This is a genomic window from Streptomyces bugieae (assembly GCF_036352915.1).
In the GTDB taxonomy this organism is placed as follows: Bacteria; Actinomycetota; Actinomycetes; order Streptomycetales; family Streptomycetaceae; genus Streptomyces; species Streptomyces endophytica.
The window spans coordinates 57,221-78,613 of record NZ_JAZBJP010000012.1 but is presented as its reverse complement, the minus strand read 5'-3'; the positions used below and the strand labels follow the sequence as shown (position 1 = coordinate 78,613).

Below are 21,393 nucleotides of genomic sequence, written 5' to 3'. Positions count from 1 at the left end.
ACGGCCTCACCCCATGGTACGGGGCCGGGGCGACAAAGGCCGCCCCAGCCCGTACACAGCACCGCTGACCTGCGCTTTCCTTTCGAAAAAAGGGTTTGCGCGGGGTCCTATTTCCGGTAGCCGATGTCCTGGAAGCGGGGGGTGGCGAAGCCGAAGGCGCCGACGTTGGCGAGCGACTTCTTCGTGGCCACCAGCTCGGGCCGCTGGTAGAGCGGGATCGAGCCGGCGGCCGCCCAGATCCGGGCGTCGGCCTGCTCCACGAGCGTGCGCGCGGCGTCCTCGTCCAGCTCGGAGGCGGCCTGGTCGAAGAGCTGGTCGATGTGGTCGGTGCCCACCCGGGTGTAGTTCTGCTCGACGGTCAGCGAGCCGTCCGGCGCGGGCTGCGGCTTGGCGTAGATCGGCCGGGCGTCGGTGGCCGGGTAGGCGGTGCCGGGCCAGGAGTACAGCGCCAGGTCGTAGTCGCCGGAGGCCACGTGGTCCTGGAAGTAGCTGGCGTCGGAGACCCGCTGGAGGGAGGTCTGCACGCCGATCTTGGCGAGCATCGCGGCGATCCGGGTGCCCACGGTGCGCAGCTGCTCGGAGGCCGCGCCGTCGGGGAGCACGAAGCGCAGGGTGAGCGGTTTGCCGTCCTTCTTGACGGCGAAGCCGCCGACTCGCCGGCCGGCCTTGTCGCCGGCCGGGGAGACGGCGGTGAGCGGGGCGTCGTAGGAGCGCGGGACGGCGGCGTGCCGGGAGCCCGGGTGGCCGCCGGATCCGGGCAGGTCGGGGGCCTGTCCGGTCTCGATCACCTCGGCCGCGCTCAGGGCCTGGGCGGCGTGCTTCTTGTACCGCTTGTACTTGGCGTAGGCGTCGGACCCGGTGTCGCCGTCGGCGTCCTTCTTCTCGGCGGCGGCCGCGTCCTTGTAGAAGGCGGCGCTCTGCCGCAGCAGGGCGGCCTGCTGGACCTCGGAGCCGACCGCGCCGGTGAAGGACAGCGGGGCCTCGGCCGCGGCGGGCCGGGCGCCCTCCCCGTGGTCGCCCTTGGCGGGCCGGACGGCCTGGGCGGGGACCGGGCGGCCGGGGTTGCGGCCGTCGGCGGCACCGTCGGCGTCCGGGTCGTAGCCGCCCTCGTCGCCGTCGTCGTACCCGTTGTCCGCGCGGTCGCCGGAGCGCTCGTCCTCGTCCTCGTCGCCGTAGTCGCGGGCGCCGAGCCAGCCGCCGGGTGCGGGGGCGCCGGCCTTCTCGCCGGCCTGCTGGTGGCCGGCGCCGTCGGGCTTCCAGCCGGCATCGGCGAGCAGCGCCTTGGCGGCGCCGGCGTCCTGGTCGCCGAGCGCGTCGCTGTGGTCCTCGTAGCCGGGCTGCCCGGCCATCAGCAGATGGCTGCCGAGCGGCTTGGACGGCAGGTCGAGGGGCTTCAGCACGGTGTCGGCGAGGGCCTGCCGGTCGATGGCGCGGGCCACCGCGCGGCGCACCCGGTCGTCGGCCAGCGGGCCGCTGCTGCCGTTGAGGGCGAGCTGGGTGTAGGCGGGTTCCAAAGCCTTGTGGATGACGTACCCGCGCAGCGCCCTGCTCCCGGCGGCGGCCTTGGTGCCGGAGCCGGCCCGGCCGGACTGCGGGCCGGCGTTGCCGCCGTCCGACTTCCCGGCCGCCTCGACCCGCTCGGCGGCCGTCTGGTCGACCGCGGCGACGTCGATGGAGCCCGCGGCCAGCGCCGCGGCCCGCTTCTCCGCGGGCAGCGCCTGCAGCACGATCTTCTGCAGCTTGGCGCGGGCGCCCCACCACGAGGGGTTGCGGACCAGGACGACCCGCCCCTCGTCGGCGTCCCGCTTCCGCACCAGGAACGGGCCGGCGCCGACCTTGAGCTGCTCGCGCACCCCGTCGTTGAAGGCGTTCGGGCTGCCCATCACGCTCCGGGGGTAGAGCGGGGTGAACAGCGAGCGCCAGTCAGCGTAGGGGCGGGCGAAGGTGACCTTGACCTCGTGGGCGCCGGCGCCCTGTTCGACCTTGCCGATCCGGTCGTAGCCGGCGTTGCGGGCGGTCCAGAACGCGTTGTCCTTGCCGCGCAGCGCGGTCCACTGGGCGATGAAGTCCGCGGCGGTGATCGGCTTGCCGTCGCTCCACCGCGCCTTGGGGTTGATCTTGTACGTGACGACCTGCTTGGGGTCGCGGGCGCTGACGTCGGCGGCGTCGAGGTAGTCGGCGTTGCGCTGCGGGGTGCCCTCGGCGTCGACGGTGAACATGCTGGGCAGCACCGCGCCGGTGATCCGGGCGGTGGTGGCGTCGGCGTCGGCCTGGAAGGCGTTGAAGGTGCCGGGCATCGCGTCGACGGCCCAGCGCAGGGTGCCGCCGTCCTTGAGCTCGCCGCGCGGCGCCGGGGCGATGTCCTGGGACGCCTCGGCGGACGCCTCCCGGTCGTCGGTGCTGCATCCGGCCAGGGCCGGCAGGGGGAGCAGCACCCCCGCCGCGACGAGCGCGGCACAGCGGCGTCTGCGGCCCGCCGAGCGGCGGCCTGAGGGGTGGTCGTGGTCGGTCATGACGGTTACCTCCGGGCTCGCCCGCGCCGCGCCGAGCACCGCCTGGTGCCGGACCGGCGCACCACGTTCGGCCGACTTTGCGGCTCATCACATCTATGGCATCCCTACTGAAGGCGACCGGAGACGGACCGGCATCCCGACACGGCGACTGCCACGCCAAGGCCACCCGCCCGGCCCAACATCAGGCCCGTACGGCGGAGTGGAGACCGGCGCACGAGGGGGGCGCGAGGGGTGCCGCATGCGCCGTTTCCCGCAATGGCGTTCGCCCCCCGCCGCGGCGCATGAATGCCGAAACGCACCGGTTCGAGTCGTAATCGCGCCGGACCCCTTCCCAACCCCTACTGTGACGCGCGACACTCTCGGGCGCATGAGATCGCCCAGCACACCTTCAAAAGTGAGGGCACGTTATGTCCCTTCAGGACGAATTGACGGCGGTTGAACGCAGCCTGGACGACCTGGTCCGGTCGGTGGGCAGGCTCGAGGTGCGGCTCGGCGGCGGCCTGGACGTCCGCCGGGTCCGGAGCGACACCGACCACCTGCGGCAGAGCCTCGCCCTGCTCAAGCAGAGCGCGGCCTGCGGACCGGCCGCCCGCGGGCAGGCCGTCCAGGCCGAGATGGTCACGATCTCCGACGCGCCCTACAACTCCGCGCTGTGGGCCGGTGCCGACGACGAGGGCCTCGGGTCGAGACACGGGCACGCCCCCTGACGGACCGGACCGCAGGAGGAGTCCTCCCCCTGGGCACACCCCCGTCCGCCCCTCATCCCGCCCCGCCGCGCCGTGCCGCGACGGAGCGCCCTTCACGGAGACCGACGTTGGCCACTGGCACCGAACCCACCTCGCAAACGGGCACGACCGGCGTGCACACCCCGTCGCGCGCCGCCATCCCGGCCCGCCACCTGCGGACCGACCGCTGGTGGCTGGCACCGGCCACCACCGCCGCCGGGCTGTTCGCGTTCATCGTCTACTCGACCTGGCGGGCGTTCGCGAACGCCGACTACTACAGCGCGCCCTACGTCTCGCCGTTCTACTCGCCGTGCCTGGCCCAGAACTGCCACACCATGCACGGCGGGCCCAACTGGGAGATCGTCGGGAGCTGGTGGGGCCTGTCCCCGGCCCTGCTGATCCTGATCTTCCCGCTGGGCTTCCGGCTCACCTGCTACTACTACCGCAAGGCCTACTACCGCGGCTTCTGGGCCTCGCCGCCGGCCTGCGCGGTCGCCGAGCCGCACAAGAAGTACACCGGCGAGACCCGCTTCCCGCTGATCCTGCAGAACATCCACCGCTACTTCTTCTACTTCGCGGTGCTGGTGGCCGGCGTGCTGACCTACGACACCGCGCTCACCTTCCGCGACGAGCACTACGCCTGGGGCCACATGGGCCTGGGCACCCTGGTGTTCCTCGCCAACATCGTGCTGATCTGGGCGTACACCCTCTCCTGCCACTCCTGCCGGCACATCGTCGGCGGGCGGCTGCGGCACTTCTCGAAGCACCCGGTGCGCTACCGGCTCTGGGGCTGGATCGGCAAGCTCAACGAGCGGCACATGCTGCTCGCCTGGTCGTCGCTGATCAGCGTGGCGCTGGCGGACTTCTACGTCTTCCTGCTGGCCAGCGGGGCGTTCGCGGACCCGCGCTTCTTCTGACGCGGCGTCCCGGGGGCCCGCGGCTCTCCCCTCCCCCTCAACAACTCCTGTTCCTACGACAGTTCTCCAAGGAAGGTTGTGCCCCCCGATGGCGCATGTGGACCGGCAGACATGGGACGTGGTCGTGGTGGGCGCGGGCGGCGCCGGGCTGCGCGCCGCCATCGAGGCCCGCGAGGCAGGCATGCGGACGGCCGTGATCTGCAAGTCCCTGTTCGGCAAGGCCCATACGGTGATGGCCGAGGGCGGTATCGCGGCCAGCATGGGCAACGCCAACGAGCACGACAACTGGCAGGTCCACTTCCGCGACACCATGCGCGGCGGGAAGTTCCTCAACCACTGGCGGATGGCCGAGCTGCACGCCCGGGAGGCGCCGGACCGGGTCTGGGAACTGGAGACCTGGGGCGCGCTGTTCGACCGTACGCCCGACGGCCGGATCTCCCAGCGCAACTTCGGCGGCCATGAGTACCCGCGGCTGGCGCACGTCGGCGACCGTACCGGCCTGGAGCTGATCCGCACCCTCCAGCAGAAGATCGTCTCCCTCCAGCAGGAGGACGAGAAGGAGTTCGGCGCGTACGACGCCCGGCTGAAGGTCTTCCAGGAGTGCACGGTCACCCGCGTCCTCACGGATGCGAAGAGCGGCTCGGCCGCGGGCTCCGGCAAGGTGTCCGGCACCTTCTGCTACGAGCGGGAGTCCGGCCGGTTCTTCGTGCTGGAGGCGCCCGCGGTGGTGCTGGCCACCGGCGGCATCGGCAAGTCCTTCAAGGTGACGTCGAACTCCTGGGAGTACACCGGCGACGGGCACGCGCTGGCGCTGCTGGCCGGGGCGCCGCTGATCAACATGGAGTTCGTGCAGTTCCACCCGACCGGCATGGTCTGGCCGCCGTCGGTCAAGGGCATCCTGGTCACCGAGTCGGTGCGCGGCGACGGCGGGGTGCTGCGCAACAGCGACGGCAAGCGCTTCATGTTCGACTACATCCCGGACGTCTTCAAGGAGAAGTACGCCGAGACCGAGGACGAGGGCGACCGCTGGTACGAGGACCCGGACCACAACCGCCGCCCGCCCGAGCTGCTGCCCCGCGACGAGGTCGCCCGGGCCATCAACGCCGAGGTGAAGGCGGGCCGCGGCTCCCCGCACGGCGGCGTCTTCCTGGACGTCTCGACCCGGATGCCGGCCGAGATGATCAAGCGCCGGCTGCCCTCGATGCACCACCAGTTCAAGGAGCTGGCGGACGTCGACATCACGGCGGAGCCGATGGAGGTCGGGCCGACCTGCCACTACGTGATGGGCGGGGTGGACGTGGACCCGGACACCGCGGCGGCGACCGGCGTACCGGGCCTGTTCGCCGCCGGTGAGGTGGCCGGCGGCATGCACGGCTCCAACCGTCTGGGCGGCAATTCCCTCTCCGACCTGCTGGTCTTCGGCCGCCGGGCGGGACTGCACGCGGCCGAGTACGTGAGCGGGCTGACCACGCGGCCGGCCGCCGATCCGCTGCAGATCGACGCCGCGGAGGCGGAGGCGCTCCGTCCGTTCAGTGCCGAGGGCGCGGAGCCGGAGGACGCCGCCGACCGCGGCCCGGCGGAGAACCCGTACACCCTTCACCAGGAGCTGCAGCAGGCGATGAACGACCTGGTCGGCATCATCCGCAAGGAGAGCGAGATGTTCGAGGCGCTCAAGCGGCTGGCCGATCTGCGGGTGCGGGCCCGGCGGGCCGGCGTCGAGGGCCACCGGCAGTACAACCCGGGCTGGCACCTGGCCATCGACCTGCGGAACATGCTGCTGGTCAGCGAGTGCGTGGCGCGGGCGGCGCTGGAGCGCGAGGAGAGCCGCGGCGGGCACACCCGCGACGACCACCCGGCGATGGACCGGAGCTGGCGCAACATCAACCTCGTCTGCGAACTGGCCGATCCGCAGGGCGACGCCCGGGCCGCGGACCCGTCGCTGGGCCAGATCCGGCTGGCCCGGCGGGAGACCCCGCCGATCCGCCGCGACCTGCTGGAGCTGTTCGAGAAGGACGAGCTGGCGAAGTACCTGACCGACGAGGAGCTGACCCGGTGACCGAGCAGCAGACAGCGCAGCACGTGGCGGAGCAGCCGGCGGCGTCCGGTGCCTACCAGGCGCACTTCCGGGTGTGGCGGGGTGACACGGAGGGCGGGAGCCTTTCCGACTTCACGGTCGAGGTGCACGAGGGCGAGGTGGTGCTCGACATCATCCACCGGCTGCAGGCCACCCAGGCCCCGGACCTCGCGGTCCGCTGGAACTGCAAGGCGGGCAAGTGCGGTTCGTGCAGCGCGGAGATCAACGGCCGGCCGCGGCTGATGTGCATGACCCGGATGTCGGTGTTCGACCGTACGGAGACGATCACGGTGACGCCGATGCGCGCGTTCCCGGTGGTCCGGGACCTGGTCACCGATGTGTCCTTCAACTACGCCAAGGCCCGGGAGATCCCGGCGTTCGTGCCGCCGCCGGAGCTGGGGCCGGGCGAGTACCGCATGCGGCAGGAGGACGTCGGGCGCTCGCAGGAGTTCCGCAAGTGCATCGAGTGCTTCCTGTGCCAGGACACCTGCCATGTGGTCCGTGATCACGAGGAGAACAAGGCGGCGTTCGCCGGGCCGCGGTTCCTGATGCGGATCGCCGAGCTGGACATGCATCCGCTGGACGCGGCACCGGAGTCCGGGGTGGACCGCAAGCGCACCGCGCAGGACGAGCACGGGCTGGGCTACTGCAACATCACCAAGTGCTGCACCGAGGTCTGCCCCGAGCACATCAAGATCACCGACAATGCGCTGATCCCGCTCAAGGAACGCGCCGCGGACCGGAAGTACGACCCGCTGGTGTGGCTCGGGAACAAGATCCGGCGCCGCACCGAATGATCGCCGGGCGGCCGGACGCGCCTGCCCCGCAACCCGATATGTCCGTCCAACTGCCGCTACGTCGACACTTTCTGACAGCACGTCAAATGGCTTGATCTCGCCTGCCGGCATGCACTTGTCAACGCGGTATAAAAACGGAATGAATTTTCCGAAACTGAGCCGGCGCCGGGTCCTCGCCGGTATCGGCAGCGTGCCGCTGGCGGCCGCGGCAGGGGTACCGGCGCGCGGCCGGGAGCGTCCCGGAGGGCCGGGTCCGGCGCCGGACGGCAGGCGGACCACCCTGCTGCGCGGCGCCGACCTGGTGCTGACCATGGACCCGGAACTCGGCGACGGCCCGCTGGGCACGCTGGAGGACGGCGTCGACGTCCTGCTCCAGGACGGCGCGGTCGCCGCGGTCGGCCGGAAGCTCGACGCGCCCGCCGGCGCCCGGGTCATGGACGCCGGCGGGAAGCTCGTCCTGCCCGGCTTCGTCGATCTGCACAACCACCTGTGACAGTCGAGCATCCGCGGCGGCTGCTCGACCCAGGACCTGTACGGCTGGCTGGCCGGCTGCAACCGCGGTTCGTCTACGCCGCCGACCTCGACCTCGTCCCCCGGGTCAAGAAGGACTTCCTGGACCCGCTGCCGCTGGCCTCCGCGCAGGTGTCGGTGCACGCCGGGATGTCCGCCCGCAAGGAGCTGCGGCAGTTCCACGAGCTCGCCCGGGACCTCGGGGTGATGCTCAACTCCCACGTCCTGGAACACCGCGACGACCGCAAGGACGACCCGATCCGCTCGCTGCGCGAGACCGGTGCGTTCGGGCCGGACCTGCTGATGAACCACGCGATCCACCTCACCGACGAGGAGATCGCGCTGACCGGCGCCCACGACGTCCGGGTCGCCCACTGCCCGCTCAGCAACATGCGGCTGGCGTCCGGCATCATGCCGCGGCCGGCCCTGCACCGGCACGGCGTACGGGCCGGGCTGGGGCACGACGGCGGCACCAACGACACCTCGGACATGTTCAACGTGATGAAGGCGGCGGTCGGCCTCCAGCGGGCCCGGCACGAGGACGCGTCGATCCACCCGACGATCCCGGCGGTGCTGCGGATGGCGACGCTGGGCGGCGCGGAGTGCATCGGCATGGCGGACCGGGTCGGGTCGCTGACACCGGGCAAGCGCGCCGATGTCGTCGTCCTGGACCCCGGCACGCTCAACTTCGCCCCGCGCTTCGACTGGACCAGCCAGATCGTGCTCAACGGCCAGCCGCCGAACGTCAGCGAGGTCTTCGTCGACGGCCACCTCCGCAAACACCGGGGCCGGCTGGTCCACGTCGACCCGTCCCGCGTCGTCCACGAGGCGGAACGCGCGGCGGCCCGCGTACGGGGCGCGGCCTGAGGGGTAGCGGTCAACGTACCCCCGCCCGGCCCCCGGGTGCGTACGCCCCTCAGAAGAGGCTCAGCAACGCCTCCGTCGGGTCGATCGCCGTGGATTCGCCGTCGGGGAGGGCGAGTTCGAACCAGACCGTCTTGCCGCGCGGGGTGCGGCGGCTGCCCCAGCCCTCGCTCAGCAGGCCGACGAGCTGCAGCCCGCGGCCGCCCTCGTCGGTGTCGCGGGCGCGGCGGCGGCGCGGCTGGGCGAGGTCGGCGTCCCAGACCTCGCACACCAGCGTGCGGTCCAGCAGCAGCCGGAGCCGGATCTCGCCGTGGCCGTGCCGCAGCGCATTGGTCACCAACTCGCTGACCAGCAGTTCCGTCGTGTCGACCAGGTCCTGCAGGCCCCAGTCGGTCAGCTGGTCGCGGGCCAGTTCGCGGGCCCGGGCCACCGAGCGGGCCTCCGGCGCGAGGCTCCAGTCGCCCACCGCGTCCTTGGGCAGCCCGTGCACCCGCGCCATCAGCAGCGCGATGTCGTCCTCGCCGTGCGAGGTGTCCAGGGCGCTGAGCACGTGGTCGCAGGCGTCCTCCAGCGGGCGGTCGGCGCCCGACAGCGCCCGGCGGAACGCCTGCAGCCCCTCGTCCAGCGGGTGTTCGCGGGACTCGACCAGGCCGTCGGTGTACAGCGCGAGCAGCGCCCCGTCCGGCAGTTCGACCTCGATCTCCTCGAACGGTTCGCCGCCCACCCCCAGCGGCATCCCCGGCGGTACGTCGAGCAGCAGCGCGTCCTCGCCCTCCTCGACGAGCACGGGCGGCAGATGTCCGGCGTTGGCGAACGTGGCGCGCCGGGTGACCGGGTCGTAGACGGCGTAGACGCAGGTGGCGAGGTAGACCTCGGAGAGGTCGGCGGTACGGGCGGAGCGCCTCGGCTCCGGGGCGGAGGCGGCGGTGCCCGAACGGCCGCGCGCACCCCGGCCCTTGGCGCGGCCGTCGCCGCCGCCGCCGAGCCCGCGGGCGATCTCGTCCAGCGCGGAGAGCACCTCGGCCGGTTCCAGGTCGAGCAGGGCCAGCGTCCGCACGGCGGTGCGGAGTTCGCCCATGGCCACGGCGGCGCGCAGTCCGCGGCCCATGACGTCGCCGACGACCAACGCCGTGCGGTGGCCGGGGAGTTCGATGACGTCGAACCAGTCGCCGCCGACCTCGGTGGCGGTGGTGCCGGGGAGGTAGCGGCAGGCGATGTCGAGGCCGGCCGCCTCCGGGTCGCCCGGCGGCAGCAGGCTGCGCTGCAATATCAGGGCGCGTTCGTGTTCGCGGCGGTAGAGGCGGGCGTTGTCGATGCAGACCGCGGCGCGCGCGGCGAGTTCGACGGCGAGTGCGGTGTCGCGTTCGCCGAACGGTTCGCTGCCCTTGGTGCGGGAGAACTGCACCAGCCCGACGACGGTGTCCCGGGCGACCATCGGGACGGCGAGGGTGGAGTGCACCACGGCGCCCATCCCCGGCCCGTCGTCGCTCTCCCGGCCGGGGATGATCTGGGCCCGGGCGGTGCGCAGGGCGCCGGCGCAGGGGGAGTTGAACGGGTAGCGGTGGACGGCGCCGACCGCGACCGGGCCCGGTGCGTCCTGTGACTCGCAGCAGGGGCCCCCGGCGAGCGGGGCGTCGGAGACGGCGCTGGCGAAGGCGACCCGGCGGAGCTCGGCGCTGCCGTCGCTGGTGCCGGGCGGTGCCTCGTCGCCGGAGAGCAGGCCCTGGTAGAGGTCCACGGAGGCCAGGTCGCAGAACTGGGGGACGGCGACGTCGAGGAGGGTGCGGGCGGTGGTCTCCAGGTCGAGGGAGTTGCCTATCCGGGCGCCGGCCTCGTTCAGCAGGGCGAGGTTGCGGCGGGCGTTGGCGGCCTCGCGCTCGGCCCGGCGCCGGCCGGTGACGTCGGCGGCGAGCGCGGCGACGCCGATGGGGCGGCCGCTGGCGCCGTGCAGCCGGTAGAGCGAGATCGACCAGCGGCGGCGCTCGTCCTCGCCGGGTACCGCGCCGACCAGTTGCATTTCGGTGACCGGTTCGCCGGTGTCCAGGACGCGGCGCAGGGCGACGGTCATCCGCTCGGCCTCGGGGCGGGGCAGGAAGTCGTACGGGGTGCAGCCGCGGTACTTGCTCGCCGGGCCGCCGAAGACCGTGGCGAAGCGCTCGTTGACGCGCAGCAGCTTCAGGTCCGTGCCGAACAGGGTGAAGCCCATGGGAGATTGACCGAAAACGGCCTGCGAGGCGGCGAGGTCGGTCTCGATACCGCGCAGCGCCCGGACGTCGACGACGACGCAGACCGCGGCGCGTTCGCCCTCCTCGTTGCGGGAGGGCATGACGTAGATCTCGGCGAGCCCGTCGGCCGGTCCGTCCTCGTTCCGGCGGTAGGGCACCAGGCCGGTCCACTCCCGGCCGTCGAGGATCTCGGAGACCTTGCGGCGCCCGGTTTCCCGCAACTCGCTGGGTACGAAGGCCGCTACGGGGTCCTTGCCGAGGGCGTAGCGGGCGGGGATGCCGAGCATCTGCTCGGCGCGCTCGCTCCACTGGTCGATGCGTCCGTCGGGTCCGAGGGAGAAGGAGGCCACCCGGATGTAGTCGTAGATCGATCCGGGGCGGCTGCTCTGCCAGACGGGCGGGCCCTGCGGTTCGCGCGCGTGCGGACGGGCACCTGGGTCGCCGGGGCCGTCCACACCGCCCCGACCATCGGCCTGTGCGGGTTCTGCCCCGCCAGATGACATCTCGCTCACGAGCCCCGTCCCCTCCAGCTCATCGTGCCCGGACCGGACCAGCCTGAGTATCCAACACCGCGGCTATCCGGAACACGGTCTTCACGATCACAGCACAGTCTCGATCGCAGGCCATCGACAAAATGTCGATGAAATGGCAACGATCAGGACCCCACCTGTCTCCTAACCAGCCACCGACAGCTCGAACCACACTGTCTTGCCACTCTTTCCGCGACGGGTCCCCCAGCGCCGCGAACTGCAGGCGACCAGCTGCAATCCGCGTCCCCCCTCGTCGTCGGGGGCGGCGGTGCGCTCCTGCGGCGGGTCGGGCAGCGGATCGGAGACCTCGACGAGGAGCTCGCCGGCGCTCAGCAGGACCATGCGCACCCCGATCGGTCCGGTGGCATGACGCAGGGAGTTGGTGACGAGCTCGCTGACGAGAAGTACGGCCACGTCGGCGGCGCCGTTCAGGCCCCAGTCGTTGAGCACCCGGCGGACGACGGTGCGGGCGGTGCGCACGGCCCCCGGGTCGGCCGGGAAGCTCCATTCGGCGATCGGTGAGCCGGTGGCCCTGCCGCGCTTGCGGACGTGGTCGGTGCCGGGTGCCGGGGAGCCTTCCGCTGCGCTGTCGCTCACGCCGATCACATCCCAGCCGAGGCATCCCCGTCGGAGTACCCGCATTCAAGGGCTCAATCAGGACATACCCGATATCGAGGGTGAAGTATCGCCCGCAACCGTGCACCGTGGAGCAAATGGCGCATATGTCTGCAGTGACGTGAGAGAGGCCTGGTGGGCGGGCACGCGTGCGCGGCAGAAGGGCCGCGCCACGCCGGGCGTGCCGGGCGGCGGACGGCCGACCGCGCGCCCTCAGGGGCCCGCTCGGCGGCGTGCGGCGGGGCCCCGGTCCGCGCTCAGCGGCGTACGCCCGGCACCCCGGCAGCCGTGGCGGCCAGCCGTCGCATCGCCTCGGCGACCGCCGGCCGGTCCTGGTCCAGCCAGTCGACCTGCTCTTCCTCCCCGGGCCGCAGCCAGCGCAGCTCGTCGTGATCCTCGAGCGGCCGCGGCACCCCGGACACCAGCCGCGCCGTCCACACCTGGAGGACGTAGCCGGGCCGCAGCACCCACTCTCCCGGGATGCGGTCCCCGATCTCGGTCTCGACGCCGAGCTCCTCGCGCAGCTCGCGCTCCAGCGCCCGCTCGGGCGTCTCGCCGTCCTCGACCTTGCCGCCGGGCAGCTCCCAGCGGCCGGCCAGCGCGGGCGGTGCGCTGCGCCGGGCGGCCAGCAGCCGCCCGCCTTCGCACACCGCTCCGCCCACCACTACGTGCACCGTCGTCATGCGCGGCAGCCTACGTCCCCCGTCCTCGTCCCGCTTCTGCGCGGCGTCCCTCAGGTCGCCGCGCGATCGACCTTCTCGACCACGTAAAGCCGCTGGTTGCCCCGGGTATCGAGCCGTTCGGCCACCCGCTCCGCCTCCGCTCGGGTGGCATAACGGCCCACGCGATACCGGTTGCCGCCTTCGTCCTGGCGGATGACGAGCCAGGGCAGCACGGCCCCGTTGTCGGTCATTGCGCCCCTCCGTCCGCCGGACAGCGCGCCGTGACGCGCCCCTCGTGTGCTGATGCCGAAATCGCAATCCGCATATGCCCGAGCGTACGCCCGACCTTTACGCACCGGATATGGAATTACACAAAGAGATACCGAACCGGCCACCCGCGGGCCCCGGCGTACCGGAGGCGGCCTGCGAGTGGCCGGTGTGGCCCGAACGACTCGGGCACGTGTGGTGGGGAAGGGGGCGACCCGGCGCGGGCCACCCCGAGGGGCGGGATCCCTTACGCCCCCACGGGCGCCTTGGTCCCCTCGGCCGCTCCCGTCCCGTCGGCCTCTCCGGTCTCGTCCGCCGCACGGCTCTCCTCGGCGGCGAGCTCGTCCTCGACCGTCACCAGGGACGGGTTGCGCCAGGAGCTGCGCACGCCCCAGTAGTAGAAGGCGAGCGCGATCACGGCGACCAGGAGGATGTCCCAGCCCTCCGGCAGGTAGCCCTTGCCGCCGAAGTCCTTGCCGCCCAGGTAGGACACGGCGGCCATGACCAGCAGGTACGCCACCATCCAGGCACCGGCCTTCAGGTGCGGGAGCAGCGCGGCCCACGGCTTGCGGCCCTGGGTGAGCGGCTTGCCGATCTCGTACCAGGCCCAGACGGGCAGGCCGACGGCCATGATCAGGATGACCTTGCCGGTCAGCGGCCAGCGGCCCCAGTAGAGGACCAGCGAGCCGAAGATCATCGCGATCGGGGCGATGACCGGCATGGCGCGCAGCTTGACCGGGCGCTTGAGGTCCGGCGACAGCCGGCGCAGCGACATCACGGCGACCGGGCCGGTGATGTACGAGATGACCGTGGCGACCGAGACGATCTCGGCCAGCGAGCCCCAGCCGCGGAAGACCGCGAGGAAGAGGAACGCGATCACGAGGTTGAGCAGCAGCGCCGGGCGCGGCACACCGGTCTTCTTGTCCACCCTGCCGAAGACGCCGGGCAGGTGGCCGTTCTCCTGCACGCCCTGGATCATGCGCGAGGTGGTGGCGGCGTAGATCATGCCGGTGCCGGACGGCGAGACGAAGGCGTCCGCGTAGAGCAGCAGCGCGAGCCAGTTCAGGCCCCAGGCCACGGCCAGGTCGGCGAGCGGCGAGTTGAAGCCGAGGCCGGCCCAGCCGCCGCTGGCGCCCAGCTTGTCGCCGGGGACCGCCATCAGGAACGCGACCTGCAGCGCCACGTAGATGACCAGCGCGATGATGATCGACGAGACCACGGCCTTGGGCAGCGACTTGCCGGGGTTGCGGGCCTCGGCGGCGAGGTTCAGCGGGGACTGGAAGCCGTTGTAGGCCCAGACGATGCCGGAGACCGCGACGGCGGTGAAGACCGAGCTCCAGCCGTTGGGGGTGAAGCCCCCGTGGTGCGCGATGTTGCTGGTGTCGAAGTGCGCCAGCATCAGGGCGCTGGCGGTCAGCACCGGGACGACGACCTTGAAGACCGTGATCGCGGTGTTGGTCTTCGCGAACAGCGAGATCGCGAACCAGTTGAGGAAGAAGTAGAAGATCAGCAGGATGCTGGCGAGCCCGACGCCGGAGCCGGTCAGCTCCTTGCCGTCGTAGAGCGCCTGCGCCCAGCCGAAGTCCCACGAGCTCATGTACTGGACGGAGGCGGTGGCCTCGCCGGGGATGACCGAAACGATGGCGATCCAGTTGGCCCACGCGGCGAGGTAGCCGGCGAGCGAGCCGTGCGAGTACTGGCCGTAACGGACCATGCCGCCGGCCTTCGGGAACATCGCGCCGAGCTCGGAGTAGGTCAGGGCGATGGTGAGTGCGACCAGCGCGCCGATGATCCAGGCGAGGATCGCGGCCGGTCCCGCGATGGCGGCGGCCCGCTCGGCCCCGAAGAGCCAGCCGGAACCGATGATGGACCCGAGACCCGTGGCGGTCAGGGCGATGGTCCCGAGGGACCGACGGTAATGCGAGTGCGAACCCTGCTCCGCACCCGGGTTTTTCGTCGTGCTCACGTGCTGGTCTCCTGGTCTTCCCCCGTGCCGTGCACAAACTTCGCCATCGTAAGAGCGAATCCGAAGATCGGATTCCCGCACTCGGCCAAAACAGCCACCCAGTTGAGGGTCTGTGAGGTTTGCAACACCAAGATCCGGCCAACATTTAGGCCAATTTCTGGACGAATCGGACAACGGACTTGAGGCCGAAAGTAACTACGGATCCCGCACGGGACGCAGCCTCGGTCCCGCACGCGAGACGCACGCGGGACGCACGCGAGAAGACCGTCCCCTCGGGAACACCGGCCCACGGGAAGGCCAGCCCACGGGAAGGCCGTCCCTCGGGCCGCCCTCGGGGGTGCCGCCCGTCGCGGGGTGCCGTCCCTCGCGGGGTGCCGTCCCTCGGGAAGACCGCCTCCTCGGGAATACCTCCTCCCCCCGCCCCGTTGTCGGCCCACAGGGGGCGCACGCAACCCCTACGGGATCCGTTCGCCCCCGCCCTAGGGGCAAGGCCGCTCTACCGGGCAGAGGCCGGCGACCGACCGAGCGCCCGCCCCGCCGCCTACTTCACCGGCAGGTGGTACGCGACCCGGTAGCGGTCCGCGAGCGTGATGATGTCGGCCGTCTCGACCGGGCGGCCGCCCGCGAAGTACGTCCGCGAGATCACCAGCACCGCATGGCCCGGGACCCCGCCCAGCGCCATGGCCTCCTCGGCCAGCGCGGGGCGCGCACCGACCTCCTCGATGACGTTGTCCACCACGACGTCGATGGCCGCCATCCGCTCGACGACGCCGCGCCCGGCCAGCGGCCCCTCCTCGGGCAGCATCACCGGAGTCCGGCCGGTCACCTCCAGCGGCTCCCAGGAGGTCGAGAGCATCGCCGGCTCGCCCTCCGCGCGGAAGAGATAGCGGGTCCGCATGACCCTGCCGCCCGGCGGGATCCGCAGCCGGCCGGCGACCGCCGAACTGGCCGCCTCCTGCTCGCTGCTGGACTCCCAGGTGCCGCGCACCCGCTCGTCCGTCTGCTCCTGCCGGAAGGGCGTGCATCCACCCACCGCATGGAACCCGACCCGCGCGATACGCCGCGGCACGGGCTGCTCCCGTACGTACGTCCCCGACCCCGAGCGGCCCTCGACGAGCCCCTCCGCCATCAGGACCTTGCGGGCCTCCAGGGCGACGGTGTCCGAGACGCCGTACTCCTCGCGGATCCGGGCCTGGGAGGGGAGGCGGGTGTGCGGCGGCAGCACCCCGTCGACGATCTTCTGGCGCAGGTCGCCGGCGACGCGTAGGTACGCGGGCTGCTCACCGAAAGGCACGTGCCCCTCCCAACAGCTTGACAGTCAGCAACAGCGTGGCAACCGCGCGTGGTCGACCGCAACCTCGGGCCAGATATTCACCTGTTGTGATGAAACCCAGCTCAGCCACCTGGGGGCCGTCCGCGCCGGCACCGGCCGTGCGCATCTTCCGCCTCGCCCACCTCCGGCGTCACACCCGCACGCGCCACCTCGTCATGTCACGATCGTCCACATGCCCCACCCACGGGGCAGGCACGATGACGACCACGGCAAACAGGCGGCCCGACGACGCCCCGACGGGACGGCCGGACGACCGCCCCGAAAAGCGACCGAAAAGCGACCGTGCCGGACCATCCCGGAGCGGACCGGACCACCCCGGAACGGAAACGACCACCCCGGAGCAGGAAGGAAGGCGCCCATGCCCGCCGAGTCCCACCTCTCCCCCATGCCCAAGGAGTGGCAGCGGGCCCTCGCCGTCGCCGCCCACCCCGACGACCTCGAATACGGCGCCGCGGCGGCCATCGCCGAATGGACCGCCGCCGGGCGCGAGGTCAGCTACCTCCTGGTCACCCGTGGCGAGGCTGGTATCGACGGGTTGGCCCCCGAGGAGTGCGCCCGGGTGCGGGAGACCGAACAGCGGGCCGGCGCCGCGCTCGTCGGCGTCCACACCGTGGAATTCCTCGACCACCACCGGGACGGCACGGTCGAGGGCGGAACGGCGCTGCGCCGCGACCTCTCCGCGGCCATCCGCCGCCACCGCCCGGAGCTCCTGATCACCCTCAACCACCACGACACCTGGGCCGGGGGGCACTGGAACACCCCGGACCACCGGGTGGTCGGCCGGGCGGTCCTGGACGCGGCGGGCGACGCCGGCAACCGCTGGATCTTCCCGGAGCTCGCCGACGCCCTCGGCCTCGCCCCCTGGAACGGCGTCCGCTGGGTGGCCGTGGCGGGCTCGCCGTACCCCACCCACGCCGCCGAGGTCGGCCCCGGCATCGACCGCGCGGTGGCCTCCCTGGCGGCGCACGGTACGTACATCAACGGCCTGCGCGGTCACGGGCAGGACGCGCAGTCCTACGCCCGCGCCTTCATCGAACAGACCCTCCGCACCGGCGGGGAACGCCACCGGGGCCGGCCGGCGACCCTGTTCGAGCTGTTCCCGCGCTAGGCCCCACCGTACGGTCAGGAATCCCGAGTCCCGGGCCCCGAGCTCCCGTTCACCTCCACGGCCACGAACGTGGTCACCAACTCCGCGATCTCCTGCGGCCGTTCCAGCACCATCGCATGGGTCGCGTCCACCCCGGCGACGGTGACGTGCGGCTGTGTCCGGGCCAGTTCCGCCAGATCGTGCCGCAGGCCCTCCGTATAGGCCGCCATCAGGTCGTCGAACCACGACGGCACGCCCGGCACCGGCGGGTTGGGGCGCAGTGCCCGGGCGATCAGCAGCGGCCGGGAAACGGTCCGGTACCGGCCGAACAGGTCGATCCCGGCCATCGCCTCCTGCAGTTCCCCGGCCTGTTGCCGCCCGGGCCGCAGGAAGAGCCGCCCGTCCCCGGTCTCCGCCAGCGCCCGCCGCACGCCCGCCTCCATCACGTCGGCGGGAATCCCCAACTCGGCGGCCATACCGGTCTGATAGCCGATCACGCCCGCCAACGCCTCGGTGCCGAAGGGTCGTCCGCCCGCCTCCTCGGCGAACTGCCGTGCCTCGGCGAGCCGTTCCCGCACCCACTCCGGGTCCAGCCCGGCGTACTGCTCCGGCCGTCCCATTCCGTGCCCGTCGAGGTTCACCGCCGCGGGCACGAGGTCCGCCAGGGCCTCCAGGCACCGCACGGCCACCATCCCGCCCAGGGAGTGCCCGACCACCACGGCCCGCGGTATCCCGCACCCCGCCAGCACGGCCCGTACGTCCTCGACGGCCGTCCCGAACGTCCACGGCACCGCGCCGTCCCCCGACCGCCCGTGCCCCCGCAGGTCCATCGCCAGCACCCGGTGCCCGGCGGCCAGCAGCGGCGCCGCCCGTTCCCAGTCCAGGAGCGTCCGTCCGGCCCCGTGCAGCAACAGCACCGCCGTCCCGGCCCCGCCGTGGTCCCGCACCGCCAGCTCCACCCCGTCGCCGGCCTCGCACACCAGGTCCCGGCCCGTATTCCCCGCGCTTCGTGTCATGCGTCCACGCTAGGGCCGCCGAACGCGTTCAAGATCATCCGCGAAGTCGATGCGCCGGGGCCCCTTTCCGGGAGAGAATGGATCATCCCCCTCCACCCGGCGCGCTGCCGCCCGCCCTCGTCCCGGCGCCGGGACGCCGCGGTACGGACTGCCGAGACGGCCGCCCTCGTGCGTGCGCCGCCCCGGCCCGGTCAGAACTGACGGTTCACGCGGCGCGGAGCTCCGCCCACCATGTGATGCCGCCCGGGTGGACCCGTGTGCCGCACTCGGCCGCCAGGGCGGTGACGATGCCGAGCCCGCGTCCGTGCTCGCCCGGGCAGGGCTCGGCGGCCGGCCGGCCGGCCCCGGCGTCGGTCACCTCGACCCGCAGGCCGTTGCGCCCGCCGGCGACCCGCGACAGCCGCAGCACCGCCGGCGGCAGGGCGTGGACGACGGCGTTGGTGATGAGCTCCGAGATCACCAGGAGCGCGTCCTCGGCGAGGTCCGGTGCCAGGTTCCAGTCGGCCAGGACCGCACGCGCCCGCCGGCGAACGACCGAAACGGACTCGGGGATGTGCGGCAGCGGAAAGACATGTTCGGACGTTTCCCGAACCGCCGCGTCAAGCTGTGCCGCCATGCCGCCTCCTCCGAGGCCTCTACCGGCTGGAACGCCGGGCTTGAGAGGGACGCTATGAGGCACGGTGGAGGCGGTCAATGAACACCGGTCGGCATTACCGAACGCTCGCCCGCGCAGGGCCCTCTCCCCCGGCAGATGCCGACCGCGGGACTACGATGGCCTCATGGCCGGCCCGGTCCAGTCGATCGAACGGGCGGCGGCAATCCTGCGTCTGCTCGCCAGTGGGCCCCGTCGGCTCGGGCTGGGTGAGGTGGCCGTGTCGCTCGGGCTGGCGAAGGGCACCACCCACGGCATCCTGCGCACCCTGCAGAACATCGACTTCGTCGAGCAGGACCCCGCGACCGGGAAGTACCAGCTCGGGGCGGCGCTGCTGCACCTGGGCACCAGCTACCTCGACGTGAACGAGCTGCGGTCCCGCTCCATCAACTGGGCCGACGCCCTGGCCGCCCGCAGCGGGGAGGCGGTCCGCCTGGGCGCGCCCCTGGAGGGCAAGGTGCTCATCGTCCACCACGTCTTCCGCCCCGACGACACCCTGCAGACGCTGGATGTGGGCGCCCTGCTGCCCCTGCACGCCTCCTCGCTCGGCAAGGTGCTGCTGGCGTTCGGCAGTGTGCCCCTGGAGCCGGCCGTGGAGGCCGGGCTGGAGGCGTACACCCGCCACACCCTGGTCGACCCGGGGCACCTGACCCGGGCGCTCAACGAGGTCCGGGAGCTCGGGTGGGCCGCCGAAGTGCAGGAGATGGTCATGGGCGACGCCGGCGTCGCCGCGCCGATCCGGGGCCACGGTGGCCTCGTGGTGGGCGCCATCGGTGCCTCCGGCACGGTCGAGCGGATCTGTGACTCCAAAGGGGTCCCACAGTCGGCCCTGGTCAGCCAGGTCCGCCACGCCGCCCAGGCGATCTCCAGGGATCTGGGGGCCGCCCGCTGGTGAGTCCCGCCGCCTCATGCCCCGCAACGGAAGGCTGATCATGGTTGAGCGGTATGTGATGTCCATCGATCAGGGCACCACCTCCACCCGATGCATCCTCTTCGACCACCAGGGGCGGCTGGTGTCGGTCGTCCAGCGGGAGCACCAGCAGCACTTCCCCCGGCCCGGGTGGGTCGAGCACGACGCGGTCGAGATCTGGCACACCCTGCAGCGCGTGGTGCCGCAGGCGCTCTCCCACGCCGATGTCGGCCCCGATGAGGTCGCCGCCGTCGGCATCGCCAACCAGCGCGAGACGACCGTGCTGTGGGACCCGCGTACCGGCGTCCCGCTGGGCAGGGCGATCGTCTGGCAGGACACCCGTACGGGTTCGCTGGTCGAGGATCTCAGGAGCCGGCCCGGGGACGAGTTCTTCCTCCGGCGCTGCTGCCTGGCCCCTTCCACGTACTTCTCGGCCCCCCGGATCCGCTGGCTGTTCGACCACGTCGACGGGCTGCGGCAACGCGCCGAGGACGGCGAGGTGCTGTTCGGCACGATGGAGAGCTGGCTGATCTGGAACCTCACCGGCGGGCCGGCCGGCGGCATACACATCACCGACGTCACCAACGCCAGCCGCACCATGCTCATGAACATCAGCACCCTCGACTGGGACGAGGAGCTGCTGGAGTTCTTCGAGGTCCCCCGGTCGATGCTCCCGGAGATCCGCCCCTCGGCCGAGACCTACGGGACCGCCCGTTCCGTCATCCCGGGCGTCCGCATCTCCGCGGCGCTGGGTGACCAGCAGGCGGCGCTGTTCGGACAGACCTGCTTCGCTCCGGGCGAGGCGAAGTGCACCTACGGGACCGGCAGCTTCCTGCTGCTCAACACCGGCACCGACCTCGTACGGTCCCGGCACGGACTGCTCACCACCGTCGCCTACAAGATCGAGGACCAGCCCGCGGTCTACGCGCTCGAAGGCCCGATCGCCGTCACCGGCGCGCTGGTCCAGTGGTTCCGCGACCGGCTGGGGCTGATCAGCAGCGCCCCCGAGATCGAGACCCTCGCGCGCACCGTCGAGAACAACGGCGGCTGCTACATCGTCCCGGCGTTCTCCGGCCTGTACGCACCGCACTGGCGCAGCGACGCCCGCGGGGTCATCGTCGGCCTCACCTCGTACATCACCAAGGGGCACCTGGCCCGGGCGGTGCTGGAGGCCACCGGCTGGCAGACCCGGGAGGTGGTCGACGCCATGAACGCCGACTCCTCGCTCGCCCTGAAGGTGCTCAAGGTGGACGGCGGGATGACGTCGGACAACCTGCTCATGCAGTTCCTGGCCGATGTGCTCGACGTGCCCGTGGTGCGCCCCATGGCCGTGGAAACGGTCTCCCTGGGCGCCGCCTACGCCGCCGGGCTCGCCGCCGGCTACTGGCCCGACCTGGAGGTCCTGCGCCGCAATTGGCACCGGGCCGCACAGTGGCTGCCGGACATGGCCCCCGAGCGGCGGCAGGCGGAGTACGCGGACTGGAAGCGCGCGGTCGAGCGCTCCCTCGGCTGGATCGCCCCACCACCCCCGCCCTGACGCCCCGCCCCGCGGCCGAACCGACCACCGGCGGACGGCCCGGATCCGGCGATCGGCACGCGAACGGGGCCGGACCCCGGAGGGAACCGGCCCCGCTGGACCTGCGCACTTTGGGCACCGCTACGTCGATGCCGTGGCAGGCGCTAGACGTTGCAGCGGAACGTACGTAACGACGCTCTCACCTGCGAAAACG

18 protein-coding genes are annotated in these 21,393 nt (G+C 72.3%); 9 read left to right on the top strand and 9 right to left on the bottom strand.

Annotated elements, in window-relative coordinates; genetic code table 11:
• Positions 1–107 precede the first annotated feature (107 nt).
• Complete coding sequence (locus tag V2J85_RS20500; RefSeq protein WP_261955881.1) at positions 108–2,513, bottom strand: ABC transporter family substrate-binding protein; 2,406 nt, start codon at positions 2,511–2,513, stop codon at positions 108–110.
• Between the two features lie 407 nt (positions 2,514–2,920).
• Between V2J85_RS20500 and V2J85_RS20495 the strand changes: the two genes are divergently transcribed.
• The 6 genes from V2J85_RS20495 (at position 2,921) to V2J85_RS20470 (ending at position 8,403) form a co-directional block, all read left to right on the top strand.
• Complete coding sequence (locus V2J85_RS20495) at positions 2,921–3,220, top strand: hypothetical protein (protein ID WP_261955882.1); 300 nt, start codon at positions 2,921–2,923, stop codon at positions 3,218–3,220.
• Positions 3,221–3,327: 107 nt separating this feature from the next.
• Positions 3,328–4,155: a hypothetical protein gene (locus V2J85_RS20490; RefSeq protein WP_261955883.1), complete on the top strand. Its 828-nt coding sequence runs from the start codon at positions 3,328–3,330 to the stop codon at positions 4,153–4,155.
• A gap of 88 nt (positions 4,156–4,243) precedes the next feature.
• The gene (locus tag V2J85_RS20485) at positions 4,244–6,211 is read left to right on the top strand and encodes a fumarate reductase/succinate dehydrogenase flavoprotein subunit (protein ID WP_330822399.1); all 1,968 of its coding nucleotides are present in this window, start codon (positions 4,244–4,246) and stop codon (positions 6,209–6,211) included.
• Complete coding sequence (locus V2J85_RS20480; protein ID WP_410011273.1) at positions 6,208–7,026, top strand: succinate dehydrogenase/fumarate reductase iron-sulfur subunit; 819 nt, start codon at positions 6,208–6,210, stop codon at positions 7,024–7,026. The genes V2J85_RS20485 and V2J85_RS20480 overlap by 4 nt, the downstream gene beginning before the upstream one ends.
• Before the next feature lie 139 nt (positions 7,027–7,165).
• A complete protein-coding gene (locus tag V2J85_RS20475) occupies positions 7,166–7,519 on the top strand; it encodes a hypothetical protein (RefSeq protein ID WP_330822398.1) in 354 nt (117 codons plus the stop codon).
• On the top strand, positions 7,516–8,403 hold the full coding sequence (locus V2J85_RS20470) for an amidohydrolase family protein (RefSeq protein ID WP_330822397.1): 888 nt from the start codon (positions 7,516–7,518) through the stop codon (positions 8,401–8,403). The genes V2J85_RS20475 and V2J85_RS20470 overlap by 4 nt, the downstream gene beginning before the upstream one ends.
• 49 nt (positions 8,404–8,452) lie before the next feature.
• Here V2J85_RS20470 and V2J85_RS20465 read toward each other — a convergent pair whose 3' ends face one another.
• From V2J85_RS20465 to V2J85_RS20440, 6 genes are all read right to left on the bottom strand, one after another.
• Positions 8,453–11,128: a SpoIIE family protein phosphatase gene (locus V2J85_RS20465; RefSeq protein ID WP_261957450.1), complete on the bottom strand. Its 2,676-nt coding sequence runs from the start codon at positions 11,126–11,128 to the stop codon at positions 8,453–8,455.
• A 171-nt stretch (positions 11,129–11,299) separates the two neighbouring features.
• Positions 11,300–11,761, bottom strand: coding sequence for an ATP-binding protein (locus tag V2J85_RS20460; RefSeq protein ID WP_261957451.1), 462 nt, complete (start codon positions 11,759–11,761; stop codon positions 11,300–11,302).
• A 266-nt stretch (positions 11,762–12,027) separates the two neighbouring features.
• Entirely contained in the window at positions 12,028–12,453 is a 426-nt protein-coding gene (locus tag V2J85_RS20455) for a (deoxy)nucleoside triphosphate pyrophosphohydrolase (RefSeq protein WP_330822396.1), read from the bottom strand.
• A gap of 50 nt (positions 12,454–12,503) precedes the next feature.
• Positions 12,504–12,683 (bottom strand): SPOR domain-containing protein, encoded by a 180-nt coding sequence (locus V2J85_RS20450; RefSeq protein WP_261955888.1) that lies wholly within the window; start codon positions 12,681–12,683, stop codon positions 12,504–12,506.
• Between the two features lie 263 nt (positions 12,684–12,946).
• Positions 12,947–14,665: an APC family permease gene (locus V2J85_RS20445; RefSeq protein WP_261955889.1), complete on the bottom strand. Its 1,719-nt coding sequence runs from the start codon at positions 14,663–14,665 to the stop codon at positions 12,947–12,949.
• A 541-nt stretch (positions 14,666–15,206) separates the two neighbouring features.
• Positions 15,207–15,959 (bottom strand): GntR family transcriptional regulator, encoded by a 753-nt coding sequence (locus V2J85_RS20440; RefSeq protein WP_261955890.1) that lies wholly within the window; start codon positions 15,957–15,959, stop codon positions 15,207–15,209.
• 397 nt (positions 15,960–16,356) lie between these two features.
• Here V2J85_RS20440 and V2J85_RS20435 point away from each other — a divergent pair, with 397 nt between their 5' ends.
• Positions 16,357–17,106 (top strand): PIG-L deacetylase family protein, encoded by a 750-nt coding sequence (locus V2J85_RS20435; protein WP_261955891.1) that lies wholly within the window; start codon positions 16,357–16,359, stop codon positions 17,104–17,106.
• A 14-nt stretch (positions 17,107–17,120) separates the two neighbouring features.
• On the opposite strand, the gene V2J85_RS20430 is transcribed toward V2J85_RS20435, so the two are convergent.
• Positions 17,121–18,101, bottom strand: a complete 981-nt coding sequence (locus V2J85_RS20430; protein ID WP_330822395.1) for an alpha/beta fold hydrolase — start codon at positions 18,099–18,101, stop codon at positions 17,121–17,123.
• A gap of 205 nt (positions 18,102–18,306) precedes the next feature.
• Positions 18,307–18,717 carry an ATP-binding protein gene (locus tag V2J85_RS20425; RefSeq protein ID WP_261955893.1) on the bottom strand — a complete coding sequence of 137 codons (411 nt, stop codon included), beginning with the start codon at positions 18,715–18,717 and terminating at the stop codon, positions 18,307–18,309.
• A 163-nt stretch (positions 18,718–18,880) separates the two neighbouring features.
• Here V2J85_RS20425 and V2J85_RS20420 point away from each other — a divergent pair, with 163 nt between their 5' ends.
• On the top strand, positions 18,881–19,648 hold the full coding sequence (locus tag V2J85_RS20420; protein ID WP_261955894.1) for an IclR family transcriptional regulator: 768 nt from the start codon (positions 18,881–18,883) through the stop codon (positions 19,646–19,648).
• 37 nt (positions 19,649–19,685) lie between these two features.
• Positions 19,686–21,200 carry a glycerol kinase GlpK gene (gene glpK / locus V2J85_RS20415; protein WP_261955895.1) on the top strand — a complete coding sequence of 505 codons (1,515 nt, stop codon included), beginning with the start codon at positions 19,686–19,688 and terminating at the stop codon, positions 21,198–21,200.
• Positions 21,201–21,393 lie beyond the last annotated feature (193 nt).

Excerpts from the sequence above, each read along its gene's own strand:
- V2J85_RS20500 (WP_261955881.1), bottom strand. The coding sequence starts at position 2,513 with ATGACCGACCACGACCACCCCTCAGGCCGCCGCTCGGCGGGCCGCAGA.
- V2J85_RS20465 (WP_261957450.1), bottom strand. The coding sequence starts at position 11,128 with ATGTCATCTGGCGGGGCAGAACCCGCACAGGCCGATGGTCGGGGCGGT.
- V2J85_RS20475 (WP_330822398.1), top strand. The coding sequence starts at position 7,166 with ATGAATTTTCCGAAACTGAGCCGGCGCCGGGTCCTCGCCGGTATCGGC.
- V2J85_RS20430 (WP_330822395.1), bottom strand. The coding sequence starts at position 18,101 with ATGACACGAAGCGCGGGGAATACGGGCCGGGACCTGGTGTGCGAGGCC.
- V2J85_RS20435 (WP_261955891.1), top strand. The coding sequence starts at position 16,357 with ATGCCCGCCGAGTCCCACCTCTCCCCCATGCCCAAGGAGTGGCAGCGG.
- V2J85_RS20425 (WP_261955893.1), bottom strand. The coding sequence starts at position 18,717 with ATGGCGGCACAGCTTGACGCGGCGGTTCGGGAAACGTCCGAACATGTC.
- V2J85_RS20450 (WP_261955888.1), bottom strand. The coding sequence starts at position 12,683 with ATGACCGACAACGGGGCCGTGCTGCCCTGGCTCGTCATCCGCCAGGAC.
- glpK (WP_261955895.1), top strand. The coding sequence starts at position 19,686 with ATGGTTGAGCGGTATGTGATGTCCATCGATCAGGGCACCACCTCCACC.
- V2J85_RS20495 (WP_261955882.1), top strand. The coding sequence starts at position 2,921 with ATGTCCCTTCAGGACGAATTGACGGCGGTTGAACGCAGCCTGGACGAC.
- V2J85_RS20420 (WP_261955894.1), top strand. The coding sequence starts at position 18,881 with ATGGCCGGCCCGGTCCAGTCGATCGAACGGGCGGCGGCAATCCTGCGT.
- V2J85_RS20485 (WP_330822399.1), top strand. The coding sequence starts at position 4,244 with ATGGCGCATGTGGACCGGCAGACATGGGACGTGGTCGTGGTGGGCGCG.
- V2J85_RS20455 (WP_330822396.1), bottom strand. The coding sequence starts at position 12,453 with ATGACGACGGTGCACGTAGTGGTGGGCGGAGCGGTGTGCGAAGGCGGG.